Genomic DNA, 19,737 nt, shown 5'->3' with positions numbered 1-19,737 from the left:
ATATGGAGGCTATTATGGAAAACAATAAGAGGAAAATTTATGTGATCGGACACAAGAATCCGGATACGGACTCGATCTGTTCTGCGATCGCTTATGCAGATATCAAAAACAGAACGGAGGAAAATCCTATTTACGAGGCAAAGCGTGCCGGTCAGATCAACGAAGAAACGCTGTATGTGCTGAAACGTTTCCAGATGAATACACCGGGCTATATGCCGAATGTCGGTACGCGTGTCAAAGACATGGATGTACGTAAAGTCGGTGGAGTGGACAGTAAAATTTCTCTGAAAAAAGCATGGACGCTGATGCGGAATGAAAATGTATTTACCCTTCCGATCCTTAATCAGAATCAGGAGCTGGAGGGTCTGATCACGACAAACGACATTACAGAATCGTACATGGATGTTTACAACAATGCAGCACTTTCTGAGGCAAGAACGCCGTATCGCAACATTCTGGAAACAGTAGATGGAACGATGATCGTTGGAAATGAGCATGCACATTTTACGGATGGAAAGGTGCTGATCGCGGCATCCAGCCCGGAAGTGATGGAACAAAGTGTGGAGCAGAATGATCTGGTGATTCTGGGAAACCGTTATGAAGCTCAGCTTTGTGCGATCGAGATGGGGGCGAGCTGCATCATCGTCTGTATGGGCGTTCCGATTTCGAAGACGATCCGCCGACTGGCAGAGGAGAGAGAATGTTTTGTGATCAGTTCTCCGCATGATACTTATACGGTTGCACGACTGATCAATCAGAGTATGCCGGTGAAACATTTTATGACCAGTGAGAATCTGGTGAAATTCAGTATTGACGATTATACGGATGATATCAAAGAAGTCATGGCAAAACTGCGTCACAGAGATTTCCCGGTTCTGAATAAACACGGAAAATATGTGGGAATGGTTTCCAGACGTAACTTGCTGGGTATCAAACGCAGACAGCTCTGCCTTGTGGATCACAATGAAATTTCGCAGGCGGTTGACAACATCGAAAGTGCAGAGATTCTGGAGATCATCGATCACCACAGGATCGGATCTTTGCAGACGATGGCTCCGGTTTATTTCCGCAATCAGCCGGTTGGATGTACGGCAACGATTCTGTATCAGGTTTATCAGGAAAAAAATCTGACGATTGAACCAAATATTGCCGGACTGCTCTGTTCTGCGATTCTTTCGGATACGCTGATGTTCCGTTCTCCGACCTGTACGGCGATGGACAAGGCAGCGGCAGAAAAGCTGGCGGAGATCGCCGGTGTCAAATGCGAAGAGCTGGCATCCGAGATGTTTGCAGCGGGAAGCAACTTAAAGAATAAATCACCGGAAGAAATCTTCTATCAGGATTTCAAGAAATTTGAGTTAAATAAATCCAGCTTTGGCGTTGGACAGATCACTTCTGTAAATGAGGATGAGCTGACCGAGATCAAGAAAGAACTGCTTCCATATATGGAAAAGGCTCTGGGAAGCCACGGAGAATCCATGCTGTTCTTTATGCTGACAGATATTATCAACGAAAGCACAGAGCTGCTGTTCTACGGCGGAGACAGCAAAAATGTGGTAAGCGAAGCGTTCCACAAAGAGCCGCAGGAAGGCGAGCAGTCTGTGATCCTGCCGGGTGTTGTTTCCAGAAAGAAACAGCTGATCCCGAGCTTTATGACGGCAATGCAGCAATAGGAGGCAATTATAATTATGGCAAAGCAAATCTGGAAACCGGGAAATATGATCTATCCGCTTCCGGCAGTGATGGTCAGCTGTCAGAGGGAGGGCGAGAAACCAAACATCATCACGGTGGCGTGGACGGGAACCGTCTGTACCAACCCGCCGATGGTTTATATTTCGGTAAGACCGCAGCGTTATTCGTATGATATTCTGGATGAGACAGGAGAATTTGTCATCAACCTGACAACAAAAGAGCTGGCACGGGCAACTGACTACTGCGGCGTACGTTCCGGCCGGGATGTCGATAAATTCAAAGAGACCGGGCTGACTGCGGTGGAAGCAACGAAGGTCAAAGCACCGCTGATCGCGGAAGCACCGGTCAATATCGAGTGCCGTATCACCGAGAAGAAAGAACTCGGTTCGCACCATATGTTCCTCGCAGAAGTACTGGCAGTTCATGTCGATGAAAAATATCTTGATAAGAATGGAAAATTTCAGCTCAATAAGAGCGGGCTGATCGCATATTCGCACGGAGAATATCTGGATCTCGGAAAAGAGATTGGGACGTTCGGGTATTCTGTGAAGAAAAAGACGAAAAAGCCACAGAAGAGAAGAAAGAAGAAAGTGGAGAGGTAGTTTTTTACTCCATCTCACTTGCTCGTGTCACCGCTTTTTTTCCATATTTTTTGCGAATAGAATCAAGTGCTGCATCCAGTTTTTTCTGTTTTTCCGGGGATGGTTTTTTCGGAAAATCGGCATTGGCATTTGTTTTGTTTGCAGAAATATCGGAAAAATCCAGGTCAAACAAGGAAAGCTGGACGGGCTCGTTTTCATCAACGAGTTTGGTAGTGCGGATACCTAACAGGCGAACGGGCTGCTGATTCCAGAGTTCGTGGAAGAGCCGTTTAGAGGTCTGAGTGATCAGGTCGGTAGAATTTGTTGGAATATCAATCTGGGTTTGTCTGGAAACAGACTGAAAATCGTAGTATTTGATTTCCACACAGATGCTGCCGGCTTTTTTGTGTGCTTTTCGCAGGCGGGATGCAACACTTTCTGCAAGGGAGTGCAGGATCGGTACAGCCTCGCATTCTTTTGTCAGGTCACAGGACAGAGTGGTAGAGTTTCCAATCCCTTTTGCTTCCGCCGGGGTGGAACAGACCGGGCTGTTATCGATGCCATTTGCGTAATTCCAGAGCATGGTTCCATGGCTTTTCAGATTGAGCGTGATCAGTTTCGGGTCTGAGGCAGCAAGTTCTCCGATGGTGCGGATGCCGAGGTTGTTCAGAGCTTTCACGGAAGATTTGCCTGCCATGAACAGTTCTCCGATCGGAAGAGGCCACATTTTCTGCGGGATTTCGTCCGGAAACAGAGTGTGTATTTTATCCGGCTTTTCAAAATCCGATGCCATTTTTGCCAGAAGTTTATTGGAAGAAATACCGACATTTACGGTAAAGCCAAAGCGGCCGTGGATTTCGTCCTTGATGTATCTGGCAGCGGCGTAAGGTGACGGATAGCGATGGGAAATCCCGGTAAAATCCAGGAAACATTCATCAATGCTGACCTGTTCAATATCAGGAGTCAGGCTGTGCAGAAAGTCCATCATGCGGCAGCTGTACGCATGATAAAGGTCGTGGTTGGGCGGTGCCATTACAAGATTTGGGCATTTTTTTAAGGCATTCACGACAGGTTCGCCTGTGTGGATGCCGAATTTTTTTGCCGGAATGGATTTGGCGAGGACAACGCCGTGGCGTGTCTTCTGATCGCCGCCGATGATGGCAGGGATTTCTCGCAGATCCGGACCGTTTCCTGTTTTTAAATTTTCGACAGACGTCCAGCTTAGATAAGCGGAATTTACATCAATATGAAAGATCGTACGCATGTGGGGACACCTCGGTTTGCTTTTGATTATTTAGAGCCACATCATTCGCAAAATCGCCTCTGTAGAGGCTTTCCTTTTGCTCATGTATGGCTTTTCGCCATATAGATTTATCAGAATAGTCCTTTGTGAGCAAGCTCCCAAAGTCCATTCATGTTAAATCTGCATGGCTCTAAATAATCATATTGTACCACTTTTTTCACGTCTGCACAGGGGAAAGCATATTTTATAGCAAATGTTTTGCGAGTGGAGTGAGACAATCGTGGATTCTTTTGAAGAAAAATTTCCGTGGAATTTTATGTCATATCATCAGGGTTATCCGATGCCGGGAGCGATGATGCCGGTGGAAAGCCCGATGGCACCGTGGATGGGCATGGCAGGTGGTTATCCTGTTTATCCGGCAAACATGTATCCGCAGGCGTATCTGGATGAGATGCAAAATGAGCGGGACATGAAGAAGATGAAGGAACTTTATCCGGAGGTGGCGAAGGATGTTCTAAGTGTGGTGGAGGATGAGTGTGACCAGATGGAGTACGACGGCAGCATGATGTTTGATGAGTATCCGGATAAGGTGATGTTTGAGCGGATCAAAAACCGGATTTATGATAAGGTTCAGGAGAAATATCCGGTCGAAGAGGAGGATGACCGGGATCAGGCGATGGTCATGCAGCAGGAGGTAAGGAGACGTTATCCGCCGCATAAAAACTGGCTGGGGGATATGATCGAGGTGCTGTTGTATCAGGAAATGTACCGCAGACGCTGCAGACGGCGAAATTGCTGCAGGAGATACTGAATTCAAGTCGAACGCACGTGGAACCTGGGATACTGCGGTCAGTTTAAAAAAATTTAAGTTGTGGTTTTAAAGCAAAGACATTACAATGGAGGGGACTGCTGGGGTCATACAGCAGTTCTCATCTCCGACTGAGATAAACGCTCCGCGAGTATGTGCAGTGATTCTGAGAAGAATATGTCAGCTTTCGCTGACCAGAATCACGCACCAAGTCTCACGTGCGTTCGACTTGAAAAGAAAGGGTACAGGATATATGGAAGAATTAAAAATATTGCTGGAGGAGTGTGTCTGTGAAAAGCTGATACATATGACAGCAAGCGGGGCGAGGGACAAGGATGGCATTTCCAAAGTGCGTATCCGGCCGGTTCTGCAAAAAGGAAGTCTGATGTTTCAGTCTGCAGCACGCAAGGGGAAGCAGGAGTTTCACAGCAACCGCGATCGTGATGAGCTGATCGGGGATGTTCTGAAATTTATGGAAGAGGATTTCCGGCAGCTTCAGATCCAGATGCAGGACGAGCTGATCACAGTTCTGATCAGCAAAAAGGGAAAAGTGACGATCAAACGTAAAAAGAGTGTGACAAAACTGGATGCACCGGTTCTGATGCACAATCGTAAGAAACATTACATTCTGGAGGAAGGGATTCCGGTGCCGTTTCTGATTGATCTTGGAGTGCAGACTGCAGAGGGCAGGATCGTGCATGCCAGATACGACAAATTTCGCCAGATCAACCGTTTCCTGGAGTTTGTGCAGGATATCCTGCCACAGATGGAAAAGGGCAGAGAGCTTACGATTCTGGATTTCGGATGCGGCAAATCTTACCTGACGTTTGCACTTTATTATTATCTGAAGATTTTAAATGGCTATGATATCCGTGTGATCGGACTGGATCTGAAAGAAGATGTGATCGCACGCTGCAATGCCCTTGCGGAAAAATACGGCTATGATAAACTGACTTTTCTGACCGGAGATATTGCAGATTACGAGGGCGTTTCCAAAGTGGACATGGTTGTGACGCTGCACGCCTGTGATACGGCCACAGATTATGCCCTGGAGAAGGCTCTGGAATGGGATGCAAAAGTAATCCTGTCTGTGCCTTGCTGTCAGCATGAACTGAATAAACAGATGGAAAATGAGATTCTGAAACCAGTTCTGAAATATGGTCTGATCAAGGAGCGGATCGCTGCACTTGTGACGGACGCACTCCGGGCAGGAAGACTGGAAGAAGCCGGATATCAGGTGCAGATCCTTGAGTTTATTGATATGGAGCATACTCCGAAAAATATTCTTATAAGAGCAGTGAAAACCGGAAAACCATATGAGATCAAAGAACTGGATGCCTGTGAGAAATTTCTTGGTGTTGATCCGCTGCTTGGACGTTTGAGAAAAGAAAAAGGGGAAATGTAAATGAAGAAAATATTGATAAGGATCGTAGTTCTGGTGCTTGTTTTTGCGGCGGCTGTCTTTGGTACATCCAAAATCCTCGGAAAAAAAATGGCAGATACCTCTGAAGTGATGGCACAGGCTACGTTTCCGCTGGTTTATGTTGATCTGAACGGAAAACAGATCAACTGTATGCATGGTTATGCACAGGAAATGGATGTCATTGCCATGCGGGATACACTGACACCGCTCAGTAATGATAAAACAGTAAATATACAGATCCAGCCGTTTGAAAACCAGATCAGCAGCGTCAGCTACGAAGTACTGTCTGCGGATGGCAGCAAATCACTGGAAAATACGCTGGTAACGACACTTGGCAACCAGGATGATTATGTGACGGCAGAACTGAAAGTTAATAATAAGATCCTGATCAACACAGAATATATCATGAAGATCAAAGTGACTGCCGGTGTCAGGGATATTTATTATTACACACGCATTATCAACCAGGCGAACCTGAATACAGAAAACTACCTGAATTTTGCAACCGGATTTTATGAGAGATGTTTAAACGGGAATGATGAAGACGGAATGATCTCACAGACGATCGAGCCAAATGAAGATGCCGATAACACAACGCTTGCCCATATGGACATCCACAGTTCCGGTGCACAGCTGATGTGGGGAAAGCTCACGCCGCAGGCATATTTAAAACCAATCCCGAGCATCAAGGAATTAAACGAAAACACGGCAACACTGGAAATGGATTATGTGATCACAGCCACCGGTGATACCGAGGATATGGAAATGTATCATGTGACAGAATATTACCGTATGCGATACGCAGAATCGCAGGTCATGCTGCTTGATTTTGAGCGTGATACAAATGAGATTTTTGATCCGGAAAATTCGATTCTTGTGACAAATGGTATCCGCCTTGGCATCAACAGCCGGGATCTGACCTACAAAAGTGATACCGACAAAAAATATTTTGCATTTGCACAGCAGGGTTCCCTGTGGCTTTATGAAACGGGGACGAAAAAGCTGACGCAGGTGTTCAGTTTCCTTCAGAATGGAAAGCTGGATGCGAGAGATATTTATGATGAAAATAATATCCGCATCATAAATATAGATTCCAGCGGAAATATGACCTTCCTTCTGTGCGGTTATATGAACCGTGGCAAACATGAAGGAGAGTGCGGCGTTGCGGTCTATACTTACGATGCAGCGACAACGAGCATCACGGAGCGACTTTACGTGGAAACACAGGAAGCATTTTCCCTGCTGGATAAAGATGTCGAAAATCTGGGTTATATGTCAGCGGATCGGACACATTTTTATCTGACACTGGAAGGAAGTTTTTACGATATCAATATCACAGATAATTCAGTGACAGAACAGTTTTCCAACTTAAGCAGCGGATGTTATGTCGGCTCTTCCACCGGAGGAAAATTTGCATGGCTTCAGGAAAATGAAAAATACGATTCTTCTACGCTGAATCTGCGTGATCTGGAAACAGGAAACGATACTGCATTTACCTGCGACAGTGATGAACGTCTGCAGCCAATCGGATTTATCGATTCTGACCTGGTGTACGGCGTGGCGAAGGGTTCGGATATTGACACAGAAGACAAAGGAAGCGAAGTATTCCCGATGTACAAAGTACTGATCGTAAATTCTGCGGGAGAGACATTAAAGACTTATGAGCCGGACGGCTGTTACGTGATCGGCGGAAGCGTAAATGACAAACTGCTGACGCTGGACCGTGTCAAGAAAACGAAACGCGGCTATACAGAGACCAGCCAGGATCACATCGTAAACAGCAGTGCGGACGATGAAGCGGCTTATGGATTTGCGTATGCAGAAAGCGACAAAAAACAGACAGAAACCATTCTGAAAACGGGTGAGACGATCGAGGAAGGTACAACACCGCAGATCCTTTATGCAAAACAGGTCAAGGCAGAAGGCGAAGAGGTTGCAGAAGTATCGATTCCGGCCCAAAAACAGACAGAAGAACTTTACTATGTCTATGCGAAAGGTCATCTCGACAGCATGTACACCACGATCAGTGAGGCGGTACAGAGAGCAGATGATCAACTTGGCGTTGTGGTAAACAACAAACAGCAGCTGATCTGGGAGCGAGGCAACAAACAGACCACCTGCAAGCTGGATATCAGTACGTTTCCGGATGTGATTTTAAGCGGTAAGATGAACATCAAAAAACTGTCAAAAAATCTCGGCAAACAGGTACTTGACCTGACCGGATGTACACTCGACAGTGTGTTGTATTATGTAAGCGAGGGCACGCCGGTTCTGGCAAAAACAGCAGACGGCGTTGTGATCATTGCCGGATATGACCAGTACAATACGATTCTGTTAAAACCGGGAGAAGCCGAGACCTATTATTACGGACTGGAAGAAAGTGCCGATATGTTTGAAGCAGCCGGAAATCAGTTTATCACGTATTTTGATCCGCTTGAGGAGTAAAAACAGAAAAAAATTTTCCATGCAACAAAACACGAAAAAAATGACACTGTATAGATGAGAGGCGGGAAGGCTGCAGACGGAACGCCTCCTGAGCATAAAAAGAATGGGGTGATCATATGGAGCGAAATGCAGAAGATTTTGCTGCAAAATACGAGAAAGTATATCAGGATATGTTTCGATTTGCATTATATACCCTGAAAAACAGGCATGAAGCAGAAGATGTTGTAAGTGAGACAGTACTGGATGCCTGGAAGGGGATTGAAGGGTTAAAAGACGAAAATGCTTTTCGTGCCTGGATTTTCCGGATTCTTGCCAACAAATGCAGACAGAAGCTGAAATCCTATCTGAACCGTGCCGTGGAGCTTCCGGCCGATCTGGCATGGCGGGAACGTGACACGAGCGAAGATATGGATGTGCGGGCGGCATTTTATAAATTAAATGACGAAGAACGTCTGATACTTTCTTCCAGTCTGTTTGGCGGATATACCGGAAAAGAGATTGCCGCCATGCTGGAAATGAATGAGAATACCGTGCGTTCTCTGAAAAGCCGTGCTCTTAAGAAAATGGAGCAGATGCTTAGTGAGTGAGAGGAGTTGGATTGTATGGATGAAAAAAAGATTTTGGATATGATAAAAAAATCCGGTGAAAATGTCGATGCACCGGAAGAAATCCATCCAGAGCAGATTAAACGTCTGCTGGAAGAACAGCCGGTGGATAAAAAAAGCCGGTTTCGAAGATATGCCCAGTGGGGAGCAGTTGCGGCAGTCTTCGCACTGGCGATCATCGGAGGGGTGACGGGTCTTACCAGACTTTCCGGCACAAATGGCGAAAACAGCCAGAATGAAGCCGGAACGATGTCGCTTGCAGACGCATCGCAGAGTACAAAAGCGACAGGTGAGACAGAAATTTTTGAAGTTACAACAGAAAATACAACGGAAGCAACAACAGAAAAAACAACGACGGCCCAGACGTCAGCGGATGTTGAATCCGGTAATTATGCTTTTGCCGGTGCAAAGAGTTATCAGGAGATTTTTGATGCCCTGAAAAAAACAGAAAGCGGATATGGCGGGTATGAGACAGCAGAGCTGGCAAGAGGTACGACAAACGAGCATATTGTGGAAGATTCGGCGATGACGGCCATGGATATGGGAAACTCGGAGACAAATGCGGGAGCGGGACTTTCTTATTCGAAGACGAATCTGCAGGAAGCAGGCGTGGATGAAGCAGATGTAGTCAAAACAGACGGTAAATATCTGTATGTGATGAAAGCAACCGGCAGTGTCCGTCTGATCCGTGCAGAAGACAAGGCTTTGCAGACAGAGGGAACGATCATGCTGGATGCATTGAATGAGACACCGCAGGAAATGTACGTGGACGGCGACACACTGAGCCTGATCGTGACCGGAAGCAAGACTACGCTGAACAGTGATGCTGAAGAAGATACTTACACGGCGGATACGGAAAATTATACAAAACTTTACACCTATGATATTTCCGATCGTTCCCAGCCGCAGCTCACCGGTGTGGTTCAGCAGCAGGGACACTACAGCACTTCCAGAAAAAACGGCGATATCGTTTATCTGTTTACGCAGTTTGATCCGCAGGTCAGCGATGCATCGGAAATTGATGAGTACATTCCGGCAGTAAATGGTGCAAGAATGGAGTCCTCGGATATTTTTCTTCCGGAGTATCAGAACAGTACTTCCTGCCTGGTAATCTCTTCTGTGAGCACCGGAAAACCGGATGCGATCATAGATCAGAAAGCAGTTGTATCTGCAGCGGAGAATTTTTATGTAAGTGAGAATAATATTTATATCAGCAACACAAACTGGAGCAGTGATGTGACGATGACACAGATTCTGAAATTCTCCTGCCAGAAAGGGAAGATCCAGGCAAAAGGTGCGGCAGATCTAAAAGGTTCTCTGAACGACAGTTTTTCTATGAATGAGTACAACAGTTATCTCAGAGTTGTTCTGACAGACTACAGTGGGGAGACACAGAAAAATGCACTCTATGTGCTGGATGATGCGATGCAGGTCTGCGGAAACATTGGAGATCTGGCAGAAGGAGAAGACATCCGTTCCGCAAGATTTCTCGGTGATATCGGATATTTTGTGACATTTCGCAATACAGATCCGCTGTTTTCGGTTGACTTAAGCGATCCGTCTGATCCGAAAATACTTGGAGAACTGAAAATCACAGGATTTTCCTCGTATCTGCATTTTTACGGAGAAAACAAACTGCTCGGTGTGGGCAACGAAGTTGATCCGGAGACAGGAGCTTATACAGGTATCAAACTTGCGATGTTTGATGTATCCGATCCGTCCAACGTAAAACAGCTGCACAAGTTTGTGATCAAAGACACTTACGACTGCCCGCTGTTCTACAATTACAAAGCGGCGATGATTGATACGGAAAAAAATGTTTTTGGCTTCATGTGTGATTCCAGCTATATGGTCTTTTGCTATGATGAAGAAAAAGGATTTGAAAATGTCTTCACGGAAAATCTCGGAGATTCTTACTATGGCTACTCTTACAACGGACTTCAGGAAGTCCGGGGCTGTTTTATCGGCGATAATTTTTATCTGGTCGGCGGCGGACAGATCCGTATTTATGACATGGCAAACGATTACAAAGAAGTCGGAAGACTGGAACTTTGACAGCGGCAGTTCACAGAAATCGGTGAACGGAAAGCTTTTATCTTTAAAATCTGCAGGTGATAGAATATGAAACTTACGGATAATACATTAAAATATTTAAAGGAATATGGAGGTCTTTCTTTCGGGGAAAGACCTTTTTCCCACGTAGACAGTCTGATCTTGTGTCAGCTGTCTTATTTTAAATTTCAGGATCTGGTGCCGGATCTTGTCGAAAAAATGGATGGAAATGACATCAGAGGAGTGACGATGCGTTCTCTTCGCAAACATCCGAAATACAACAGTCTGTATGTGTCAGACTGGTACGAAAAAGACAATCGCAGGCTCTATGCGGCGGTTGCCAGAAGCAGGCGTTTTGCAAAAATGCGGCTCAATTATTACACCAATCTCACGGACAAAGAAATGCAGATGCAGTTCTCGGCAGTTACATTTCTGCTGGAAGACGGAACGGTGTATGTGGCATTTCGCGGGACAGATGAGACGATCGTCGGCTGGAGAGAAGATTTTGATATGGCACTGAAAAGCCCGATTCCGTCGCAGACGGCGGCAAGGCTCTATCTGCGGCACATTGCAGAATACACCGGCGATGCCCCGCTGATGATTGGCGGACATTCCAAAGGCGGCAATGAGGCAGTCTTTGCAGCGATGGAGACAGAACCGCAGATCCAGGACCGGATCAGAGCCGTATACTGTTTTGACGGGCCGGGTTTCCGGGAAGATATTTACCGGAAAGAAGGTTATCTTCGGATCGAAAAGAAGATCATCAAAATGGTTCCGCAGGATTCCTTTGTGGGCATGCTTCTGCATACTGCGGGAAGTTATCAGGTTGTGGAAAGTTCCGGGAAAGGTGTGCTGCAGCATGATATGTTCACCTGGGTAGTAAAAGAAGGGGATTTTGTATACAAAGAAGAGATTAACCCGGCGACCGAAAAGAAAAATCAGCAGATCAATGAGTGGATCGCATCGTATTCTCCTGAGGAGCAGCAGGAGATCGTGGATGCCCTTTTTGAGATCATTGAAGCGACTCAGGCAGACACGGTTATGGATTTTACGCAGAACCGTTTACAGAAAATGATGAAGATGCTGAACATTTTTCATGGTCTGGAGGCAAAAACAAAGCGAAATGTACGCAAGCTTTTCCATATCCTGCTTGCACCGTCGGAAAGATTAGGATATACTGAGAGCAGTAAGAAAACGGCAGAACCAGATTCTGCTGTAAAAATGGAAAACAAAGGAGTTTATAAAATGGAATTGGTAACAGTAAGAGAAATTTACCGTGATACGGAAAAATATTTAAATCAGAAGATTACAGTAGGAGGATGGCTTCGAAGCGTCAGAGATTCCAAGACATTTGGATTTTTAGTGCTGCATGACGGTACTTTCTTTGAGACACTGCAGATCGTATACCACGATAAAATGGAAAACTTTGCACAGGTTTCCAAACTGAATGTAGGAGCAGCCGTTATCGTTACCGGTACGCTGATCCCGACACCGGAAGCAAAACAGCCATTTGAGATCCAGGCAGACGAAGTTGTGGTAGAAGGAGCTTCCGCACCGGATTACCCACTTCAGAAAAAACGTCACAGCTTTGAATATCTGCGTACCATCTCACATCTGCGTCCGAGAACCAATGCGTTCCAGGCAGTGTTCCGTGTACGTTCCCTGACCGCTTATGCGATCCACAAATTCTTCCAGGAGAGAGATTTCGTTTATGTGCATACTCCGCTGATCACCGGAAGTGACTGCGAAGGTGCGGGCGAAATGTTTCAGGTAACAACTATGGATCTGAATAACATCCCGAAAACAGAGCAGGGCGGCGTAGATTTCAGCCAGGATTTCTTCGGAAAACAGACCAACCTGACCGTAAGTGGACAGCTCAATGGCGAAACCTTTGCACAGGCATTCCGCAACATTTATACATTCGGACCGACTTTCCGTGCAGAGAACTCCAACACAACACGTCATGCAGCAGAATTCTGGATGATCGAGCCGGAGATCGCATTCGCTGATCTGAAAGATGACATGATCCTTGCAGAGTCCATGCTGAAATATGTGATCCGCTATGTCATGGAAAATGCACCGGAAGAAATGCAGTTCTTCAACAATTTTGTCGATAAAGGACTGATTGACCGTCTGAAACATGTAGTGGAATCCGAGTTTGCACACGTTACTTATACAGAAGCAATCGAATTGCTTGAGAAAAATAACGATAAATTTGAATATAAGGTATCCTGGGGATGTGATCTGCAGACAGAGCATGAGCGTTACCTGACTGAGAAAATCTTCAAACGTCCGGTATTTGTAACAGATTATCCAAAGGAGATCAAAGCGTTCTACATGAAACTGAACGAAGATGGAAAAACCGTTGCTGCTATGGACTGTCTTGTGCCTGGTATCGGTGAGATCATCGGCGGAAGTCAGAGAGAGGACGACTACGAAAAACTGCTCGCACGCATGAATGAGCTGGGACTGAAGGAAGAAGATTATGGATTCTATCTGGATCTGAGAAAATATGGATCTACAAGACATGCAGGTTTCGGACTTGGATTCGAACGTTGCGTTATGTACCTGACCGGTATGTCAAACATCCGTGACGTAATCCCGTTCCCGAGAACAGTAGGAAACTGCGAACTTTAATAAAAGCATAGTCTTACAGGCGGCACCCGGTTTTCTTGACAGAGCCGGGTGTCTGTAATCTTGGGTGGAGTTCAGACTCTTGCACAATTAAGGCTTCGCAGAACCGCATACCAGGTTTTGCCTGTGTTCGACTTGAAAAGTGGGTGCAAGCTGTATCAGGAGGAAAGTACAGAAATGGGAAACCGAATTTTAGTGGTTGATGACGAAAAGGAAATCGCAGATGTTATTGAACTGTATCTGAAAAACGAAGGCTTTGAGGTCGAAAAGTTTTATACAGGAAAAGATGCACTTGTATCGATTGAGAAAGCAGCACCGGATATGGCACTTCTGGATGTGATGCTTCCGGATATTGATGGATTTGAGGTTCTTCAGAAAATCCGTGAAAAATATAATTTTCCGGTTATTATGCTGACGGCAAAAACAGAATATATGGACAAGATCAACGGTCTGATGCTCGGGGCAGATGACTACATGGCAAAGCCATTTAATCCGCTGGAACTGATTGCACGTGTCAAAGCACAGATGCGTCGGTTTACCAAGTACAATACAGGCGGAAGGGCACAGGAAGATGTGATTGATTTTGGAAATATGTTTCTGAACCGTACCACGCATGAGTGTATTTACAATGAAAAGCATCTGACTTTAACACCGATTGAGTTTGATATCCTCTGGCTGCTGTGTGACAACCGCGGGCAGGTCATCAGTTCTGAGCGGCTGTTTGAAGAAGTCTGGAAAGAAAAATATTATAAAAACAGCAACAATACGGTTATGGTCCACATCCGTCACCTGAGAGAAAAGATGAGCGGACCGGCCGGCAAGAGTAATTTTATCAAGACCGTATGGGGAGTGGGATACCGCGTTGAAAAATAAATATCGCAGGCTGAAATGGAAAATGATGCTGCAGACGATGGGCATTATGATGATGAGCCTGGTGGTCGGAAAAATGATCGTCACACTGATCCTTGACGGATTGTTTCAGGGAAAGCTCTTAAACCTGATCATCGGTATTCTGATGAAAATGAATCTTTCGCAGGCAGAAGCAGATGTGATCTATCAGAATATATTTCGGGCAAACCGGGATGTGTTTCAGTGGATCGGATTTATGCTGCTGTTTCTGGTCGGATATTATGCGGCACTGTCAAAGACTGCTAATTATCTGAAAAACATCGGAGATGGGATCGACAATGTTTTATCAAATTCAAAACAGCCGATCGAGCTGGAAACAGAACTGGAGCCGATCGCAGAGAAATTAAATACCATGAAAATGACGCTGGCACGGAAAGAACGCATGGCACAGGAAAGTGAGCAGCGGAAAAATGATCTGGTCGTTTATCTGGCACACGATCTCAAAACGCCTCTCACATCTGTGATCGCGTATTTAAGTATGCTGGACGAAAAACCGGATATGCCGCCGGAAGAACGCAAAAAATATATCCATATCGCACACACCAAGGCGATCCGTCTAAGTGAACTGATCAGCGAATTTTTTGAGATCACAAAGTTCAATCTCCAGAATATCCGTCTGGAGAAAGAGACCATCAATCTTTCACTGATGCTGGAGCAGATCATGGATGAATTTTATGCCGTGTTTGCCGATAACAATCTGACCGGAAATATTTATACGGAAGAAGATCTTATGGTAGAAGGTGATCCGGACAAACTTGCCCGTGTGTTTGATAACCTTCTGCGAAATGCGGTTGCCTATAGTTACCGCGGCACAAACATTGATGTGCGTGCATACGGGGAAGGTGTTGCCGTTGTCATCGTATTTTCTAATCAGGGTGAGCCGATCCCGAAACAGAAACTGCAGACCGTATTTGAAAAGTTCTACCGTGCGGACAATTCCAGATCGAGCCAGACCGGAGGAGCCGGACTTGGACTTTCGGTGGCAAAAGAGATCGTGGAATTGCATGAAGGAACGATCGAAGCTTTTAGTGACATTCAGTCCACCCGTTTTGTGGTGCGTCTGAAGCGACTTTTGCCGAAGGGACAGCGGCAATCGGGAGGTGTTATTTAAATGGAAGAAAACAAGAAAAAGAAGCGTACCGCCGGAGATGTGATCCGGACGCTGATCATGATCGTGGCACTTGGCGTGTTCTGTTATTCCGGCTATCAGCTGCTTTCGATTTATCAGGAATATAAAAAGGGCAGTGATGAGTATCATGCACTGGAGAATAAATATATTGATGAAAAGGGTATGTTTGAAGAAATCAACACGGATGCGGCGGAGCCGACGATGAAAAATCCGATCGATTTTACCGGACTGAAAGCCGTGAATGAGGATATTATCGCCTGGCTGAAGGTCGGTGCGATCGATATCAGTTATCCGGTCACGCAGGGCAAGGATAACGATTACTATCTGCACAATACCTTTGAAAATCAGCCGAATATTGCCGGATGTATTTTTATGGATCACGGCTGCAAAAAAGATTTTTCCGATCCGAACACGATCATTTACGGACACAATATGCGAAATCTTTCCATGTTCGGAAAATTAAAACAATTCCGCGATCAGGCAGTGTTTGACTCGGATGCATATTTCTGGGTATATACGCCGGAGAAGATTTATAAATACGAAATTTTCTCCTGCCAGGAAGTCGGTGCGACAAGCGAAACCTATCAGCTTCAGTTTTCCGACAAAAAGAAATTTCAAGAATATATTGATTCCTGTTTTGAACGTTCCGTTTTGAAACGTGACATCGAAGTGACAAGCGATGATAAAATCGTGACACTTTCTACCTGTACCGGAAATTCCGAGACAAGATTTCTCGTGCAGGGCAAGCTGATCGAAACCTACAAGGCAGTGTAAGAGATTTTGCCTCTGGCATCATATAATTTGGGTATGAAAGGGTGATTTGTATGAATGGCACAGAAAAACTGAAAGAACTCATCAATAGAAGCAATAATATTGTATTTTTTGGCGGGGCCGGTGTCTCGACAGAAAGCGGGATTCCTGATTTTCGAAGTACGGACGGACTTTATCACCAGGAGTATGATTATCCGCCGGAAACCATTCTGAGCCATAGTTTTTTCATGCGAAACCCGGAAGAATTTTATCGTTTTTACAAAAATAAAATGCTCTGCCTGGATGCAAAGCCAAACATGGCACATAAAAAGCTGGCAGAGCTTGAAAAGGCCGGAAAATTAAAGGCAGTCATCACGCAGAATATCGACGGACTGCACCAGGCGGCAGGAAGCAAAGAAGTGCTGGAGCTTCACGGAAGCGTGCATCGCAATTACTGTATGAAATGCGGAAAATCTTATGATGCAGAATATATGCTTCATGCAGAAGGTGTGCCGACCTGTTCCTGTGGCGGAAGGATCAAACCGGATGTGGTGCTCTACGAAGAAGGGCTTGATATGACCGTCATGGCAAGAGCCATTCAGGCGATCCAGGATGCAGATATGCTGATCATCGGCGGAACATCCCTGATCGTCTATCCGGCAGCCGGACTGATTGATTATTACAGAGGAAATAAACTGGTCGTGATCAATATGAGTGTTACATCGCAGGATAAAAATGCAGATCTGGTGATCCAGGAACCAATCGGAAAAGTATTTGCCGGCATCTGAACATATAACGATCTGTAAGAATATATGAGATCATTTTGTAGATTGGGAGGGACAGGATGGATTATGAAGTAGGCGATATCGTGAAACTGAAAAAACAGCATCCGTGCGGAAGTAAAGAGTGGAGGATCCTCAGGGTAGGAGCGGACTTCCGACTGGAGTGTATGGGATGCTCACATCAGATCATGATACCGAGAAAACAAGTGGAGAAAAATACCAGGGGGCTTCGCAAGGAGGAGTAGGAGTTGTGAACGTGCAAATGAACGAATTCTCCGAAGGCACTTTTACGTGCCCTTCGGAGAATTCGTTCATTTGCACATGCATATTTTTGGAAGCCAGCACTTTATAACACCTTCATCCCATTCTTTTACACTGAAAAAGAAAAAACGATAATTTTTTTTTGTCTTTTTTTAGAAAAACTTTATGTGTATATCCAACAGCGATATGCTATACTGAAAGGGATTTAAAACCGAGGCAAGGAGCGATTTTTATGAAATTAAAAACGAGGCTTATCATAGCCTTTTTTGTTATTATCTGTGTGCCTCTTTTGCTTGCAGGAGTATCGCTGGTTGGTTTTTCTACGTATCAGATCCGTAATCTGGAGGATCATCTCGGCATTTCCGGTGTGACTTATGAAAATATGTCGGATTCGGTGCAGGTTCTGAACAAAGCGACGAACTCCAATTTTGAACAGATCAAAGCAAAGGGCAGTGAAAATCCGGATGCATTTCTGAATCGTGATTATCTGGATCAGCTGAATGATGAGCTGAAAGAGAAATATTCTTTTCTGATCGTAAGAAAGGGCGACAGTCTTTATTATTCCGGAAGTGATGAGAGCGTGAATAAGCTGTTTCCGGAACTGCCGGAGTATAGTGACGTGGTCAGCCAGTCGGACAGCGGCGTTTATATCGGTAAGGATGTGAAGGCGTTCGTCAAGCAGATGGATCTGACGTTTTCAGATCAGACAGAAGGCAGTGTTTTTGTAATCACCAGCCTGACGATGGTGCGTCAGATGAGGACTCTTACAAGAGATATGCTTGTTTCTATCGTGATCATTCTGATCATGACAGCAGGTATGCTGACGATGTGGATTTACAATGGAATCAACATTCCGCTGAAAAAGCTTAAGGAAGCAACGCAGAACATCAAAGAGGGAAATCTGGAGTTTGTTCTGGATGCAGAAGGTGACGATGAGATCAGTGAGCTGTGCCGCGATTTTGAGGAAATGCGGCAGAGACTGAGGGAATCATCTGAGGAAAAGATACAGTACGACAAGGAGAATAAAGAGTTGATCAGCAACATTGCACACGATCTGAAAACTCCTATCACAGCCCTGAAAGGTTATGCGGAGGGGATCATGGATGGTGTGGCGGATACGCCGGAGAAAATGGACCGTTACATCCGCACGATTTATAATAAAGCAAATGATATGGATCGTCTGATCAATGAGCTGACGTTCTATTCAAAGATCGATACAAACCGTATTCCATATACATTCAATAAGATCAACGTCCGTGAGTATTTTGATGACTGTGTGGAAGAGGTCGGACTGGATCTGGAATCCAAAAATATTGAGCTGTCTTACTTTAATTCAGTTGAAAATGATGTGCTTGTGATCGCCGATGCAGAGCAGCTGAAGCGAGTCATTAACAATATTGTCGGAAACTCTATCAAATATATGGATAAGCCAAAAGGCTATATCAGCATCCGTGTCAAAGATGTGGGTGATTTCATCCAGGTTGAGATCGAAGATAACGGACGAGGTATTGCGGCAAAAGATCTGCCGGCAATCTTTGACCGGTTCTTCCGGGCGGATGCATCCAGGAATTCTTCCAAAGGAGGAAGTGGAATCGGTCTTTCCATCGTACGCAAGATCATCGAAGATCACGGCGGAAAGATCTGGGCAAACAGTAAACTCGGATGTGGTACAGTGATGTACTTTGTCCTTAGAAAATATCAGGAGGTGCCTGTAAATGAGCAGAATACTAATCATAGAAGATGAGGAGAGTATTGCAGAGCTGGAGAAAGATTATCTGGAACTGAGCGGATTTGAAGTTGAAATTGAGAGCAAGGGAGACGTTGGACTCAAACGTGCCCTGGAAGAAGAATTTGATCTTTACATTCTCGACCTGATGCTGCCGGGAATGGACGGATTTGAGATCTGTAAAGAGATCAGAAATCACAAAAATACGCCAATTCTGATGGTTTCTGCAAAGAAAGATGACATTGATAAGATCCGTGGACTGGGACTTGGAGCAGATGACTATATGACCAAACCGTTCAGCCCGAGTGAACTGGTAGCGAGAGTCAAAGCACATATGGCACGTTATGAGCGTCTGGTCAGCACAAATATGCCGAAGAATGATATCGTAGAGATCCGCGGCATCAAGATCGACAAGACAGCACGCCGTGTGTGGGTAAATGGAGAAGAAAAAGCATTTACCACAAAAGAATTTGATCTGTTGACCTTCCTTGCGGAGCATCCAAACCATGTATTCACAAAAGAAGAGCTGTTCAGTGAAATCTGGGATATGGAGTCGATCGGAGATATTGCGACCGTTACGGTACATATCAAAAAGATTCGTGAGAAGATTGAGTTTAACACAGCCAAGCCACAGTATATCGAGACAATCTGGGGCGTGGGATATCGATTTAAGATTTAAAGATGCCAGGGTCAGAAG

At 45.2% G+C, this 19,737-nt stretch carries 16 protein-coding genes and 1 pseudogene; 16 read left to right on the top strand and 1 reads right to left on the bottom strand.

Features of this window, described 5'->3' with window-relative positions; translation table 11 throughout:
• The first annotated feature begins 14 nt into the window (after positions 1–14).
• Together LKD42_RS08145 and LKD42_RS08140 are read left to right on the top strand one after the other, a co-directional pair.
• Positions 15–1,673 carry a putative manganese-dependent inorganic diphosphatase gene (locus LKD42_RS08145; RefSeq protein ID WP_248835381.1) on the top strand — a complete coding sequence of 553 codons (1,659 nt, stop codon included), beginning with the start codon at positions 15–17 and terminating at the stop codon, positions 1,671–1,673.
• 15 nt (positions 1,674–1,688) lie between these two features.
• Complete coding sequence (locus LKD42_RS08140; protein ID WP_248835380.1) at positions 1,689–2,294, top strand: flavin reductase family protein; 606 nt, start codon at positions 1,689–1,691, stop codon at positions 2,292–2,294.
• Positions 2,295–2,298: 4 nt separating this feature from the next.
• On the opposite strand, the gene LKD42_RS08135 is transcribed toward LKD42_RS08140, so the two are convergent.
• Positions 2,299–3,537 (bottom strand): DNA polymerase Y family protein, encoded by a 1,239-nt coding sequence (locus tag LKD42_RS08135; RefSeq protein ID WP_248835379.1) that lies wholly within the window; start codon positions 3,535–3,537, stop codon positions 2,299–2,301.
• Between the two features lie 232 nt (positions 3,538–3,769).
• Here LKD42_RS08135 and LKD42_RS08130 point away from each other — a divergent pair, with 232 nt between their 5' ends.
• The 14 genes and pseudogenes from LKD42_RS08130 (at position 3,770) to LKD42_RS08065 (ending at position 19,719) form a co-directional block, all read left to right on the top strand.
• The gene (locus tag LKD42_RS08130; RefSeq protein ID WP_248835378.1) at positions 3,770–4,327 is read left to right on the top strand and encodes a hypothetical protein; all 558 of its coding nucleotides are present in this window, start codon (positions 3,770–3,772) and stop codon (positions 4,325–4,327) included.
• Positions 4,328–4,577: 250 nt separating this feature from the next.
• Positions 4,578–5,729: a class I SAM-dependent methyltransferase gene (locus LKD42_RS08125; protein WP_248835377.1), complete on the top strand. Its 1,152-nt coding sequence runs from the start codon at positions 4,578–4,580 to the stop codon at positions 5,727–5,729.
• The gene (locus tag LKD42_RS08120) at positions 5,730–8,192 is read left to right on the top strand and encodes a hypothetical protein (protein WP_248835376.1); all 2,463 of its coding nucleotides are present in this window, start codon (positions 5,730–5,732) and stop codon (positions 8,190–8,192) included.
• A 116-nt stretch (positions 8,193–8,308) separates the two neighbouring features.
• A complete protein-coding gene (locus tag LKD42_RS08115) occupies positions 8,309–8,779 on the top strand; it encodes an RNA polymerase sigma factor (RefSeq protein WP_147632871.1) in 471 nt (156 codons plus the stop codon).
• A 15-nt stretch (positions 8,780–8,794) separates the two neighbouring features.
• Positions 8,795–10,852 (top strand): beta-propeller domain-containing protein, encoded by a 2,058-nt coding sequence (locus LKD42_RS08110; RefSeq protein WP_248835375.1) that lies wholly within the window; start codon positions 8,795–8,797, stop codon positions 10,850–10,852.
• A 66-nt stretch (positions 10,853–10,918) separates the two neighbouring features.
• Positions 10,919–11,848, top strand: a pseudogene (locus LKD42_RS15385) (Mbeg1-like protein); the annotation flags it as partial.
• Between the two features lie 246 nt (positions 11,849–12,094).
• Positions 12,095–13,486 (top strand): asparagine--tRNA ligase, encoded by a 1,392-nt coding sequence (gene asnS, locus LKD42_RS15380; protein WP_243871942.1) that lies wholly within the window; start codon positions 12,095–12,097, stop codon positions 13,484–13,486.
• A 174-nt stretch (positions 13,487–13,660) separates the two neighbouring features.
• Complete coding sequence (gene vanR, locus LKD42_RS08095) at positions 13,661–14,356, top strand: VanR-ABDEGLN family response regulator transcription factor (RefSeq protein WP_248835374.1); 696 nt, start codon at positions 13,661–13,663, stop codon at positions 14,354–14,356.
• Entirely contained in the window at positions 14,346–15,503 is a 1,158-nt protein-coding gene (locus LKD42_RS08090) for a sensor histidine kinase (RefSeq protein WP_248835373.1), read from the top strand. Before vanR ends, LKD42_RS08090 begins: the two co-directional genes overlap by 11 nt.
• A complete protein-coding gene (gene srtB, locus LKD42_RS08085; RefSeq protein WP_248835372.1) occupies positions 15,504–16,295 on the top strand; it encodes a class B sortase in 792 nt (263 codons plus the stop codon). It abuts the gene before it with no gap.
• Positions 16,296–16,345: 50 nt separating this feature from the next.
• Positions 16,346–17,059 carry an NAD-dependent protein deacylase gene (locus LKD42_RS08080; RefSeq protein ID WP_248835371.1) on the top strand — a complete coding sequence of 238 codons (714 nt, stop codon included), beginning with the start codon at positions 16,346–16,348 and terminating at the stop codon, positions 17,057–17,059.
• Between the two features lie 56 nt (positions 17,060–17,115).
• On the top strand, positions 17,116–17,298 hold the full coding sequence (locus LKD42_RS08075; RefSeq protein ID WP_147632865.1) for a DUF951 domain-containing protein: 183 nt from the start codon (positions 17,116–17,118) through the stop codon (positions 17,296–17,298).
• Between the two features lie 248 nt (positions 17,299–17,546).
• Positions 17,547–19,058: a sensor histidine kinase gene (locus tag LKD42_RS08070; protein ID WP_248835370.1), complete on the top strand. Its 1,512-nt coding sequence runs from the start codon at positions 17,547–17,549 to the stop codon at positions 19,056–19,058.
• Complete coding sequence (locus LKD42_RS08065) at positions 19,030–19,719, top strand: response regulator transcription factor (RefSeq protein ID WP_022119239.1); 690 nt, start codon at positions 19,030–19,032, stop codon at positions 19,717–19,719. Before LKD42_RS08070 ends, LKD42_RS08065 begins: the two co-directional genes overlap by 29 nt.
• Positions 19,720–19,737: the final 18 nt, after the last annotated feature.

This window comes from Hominisplanchenecus faecis (genome assembly GCF_020687205.1).
In the GTDB taxonomy this organism is placed as follows: Bacteria; Bacillota; Clostridia; order Lachnospirales; family Lachnospiraceae; genus Hominisplanchenecus; species Hominisplanchenecus faecis.
Note: the sequence above shows the minus strand (reverse complement) of the source record. Positions and strands in the feature narration are given on the sequence as shown.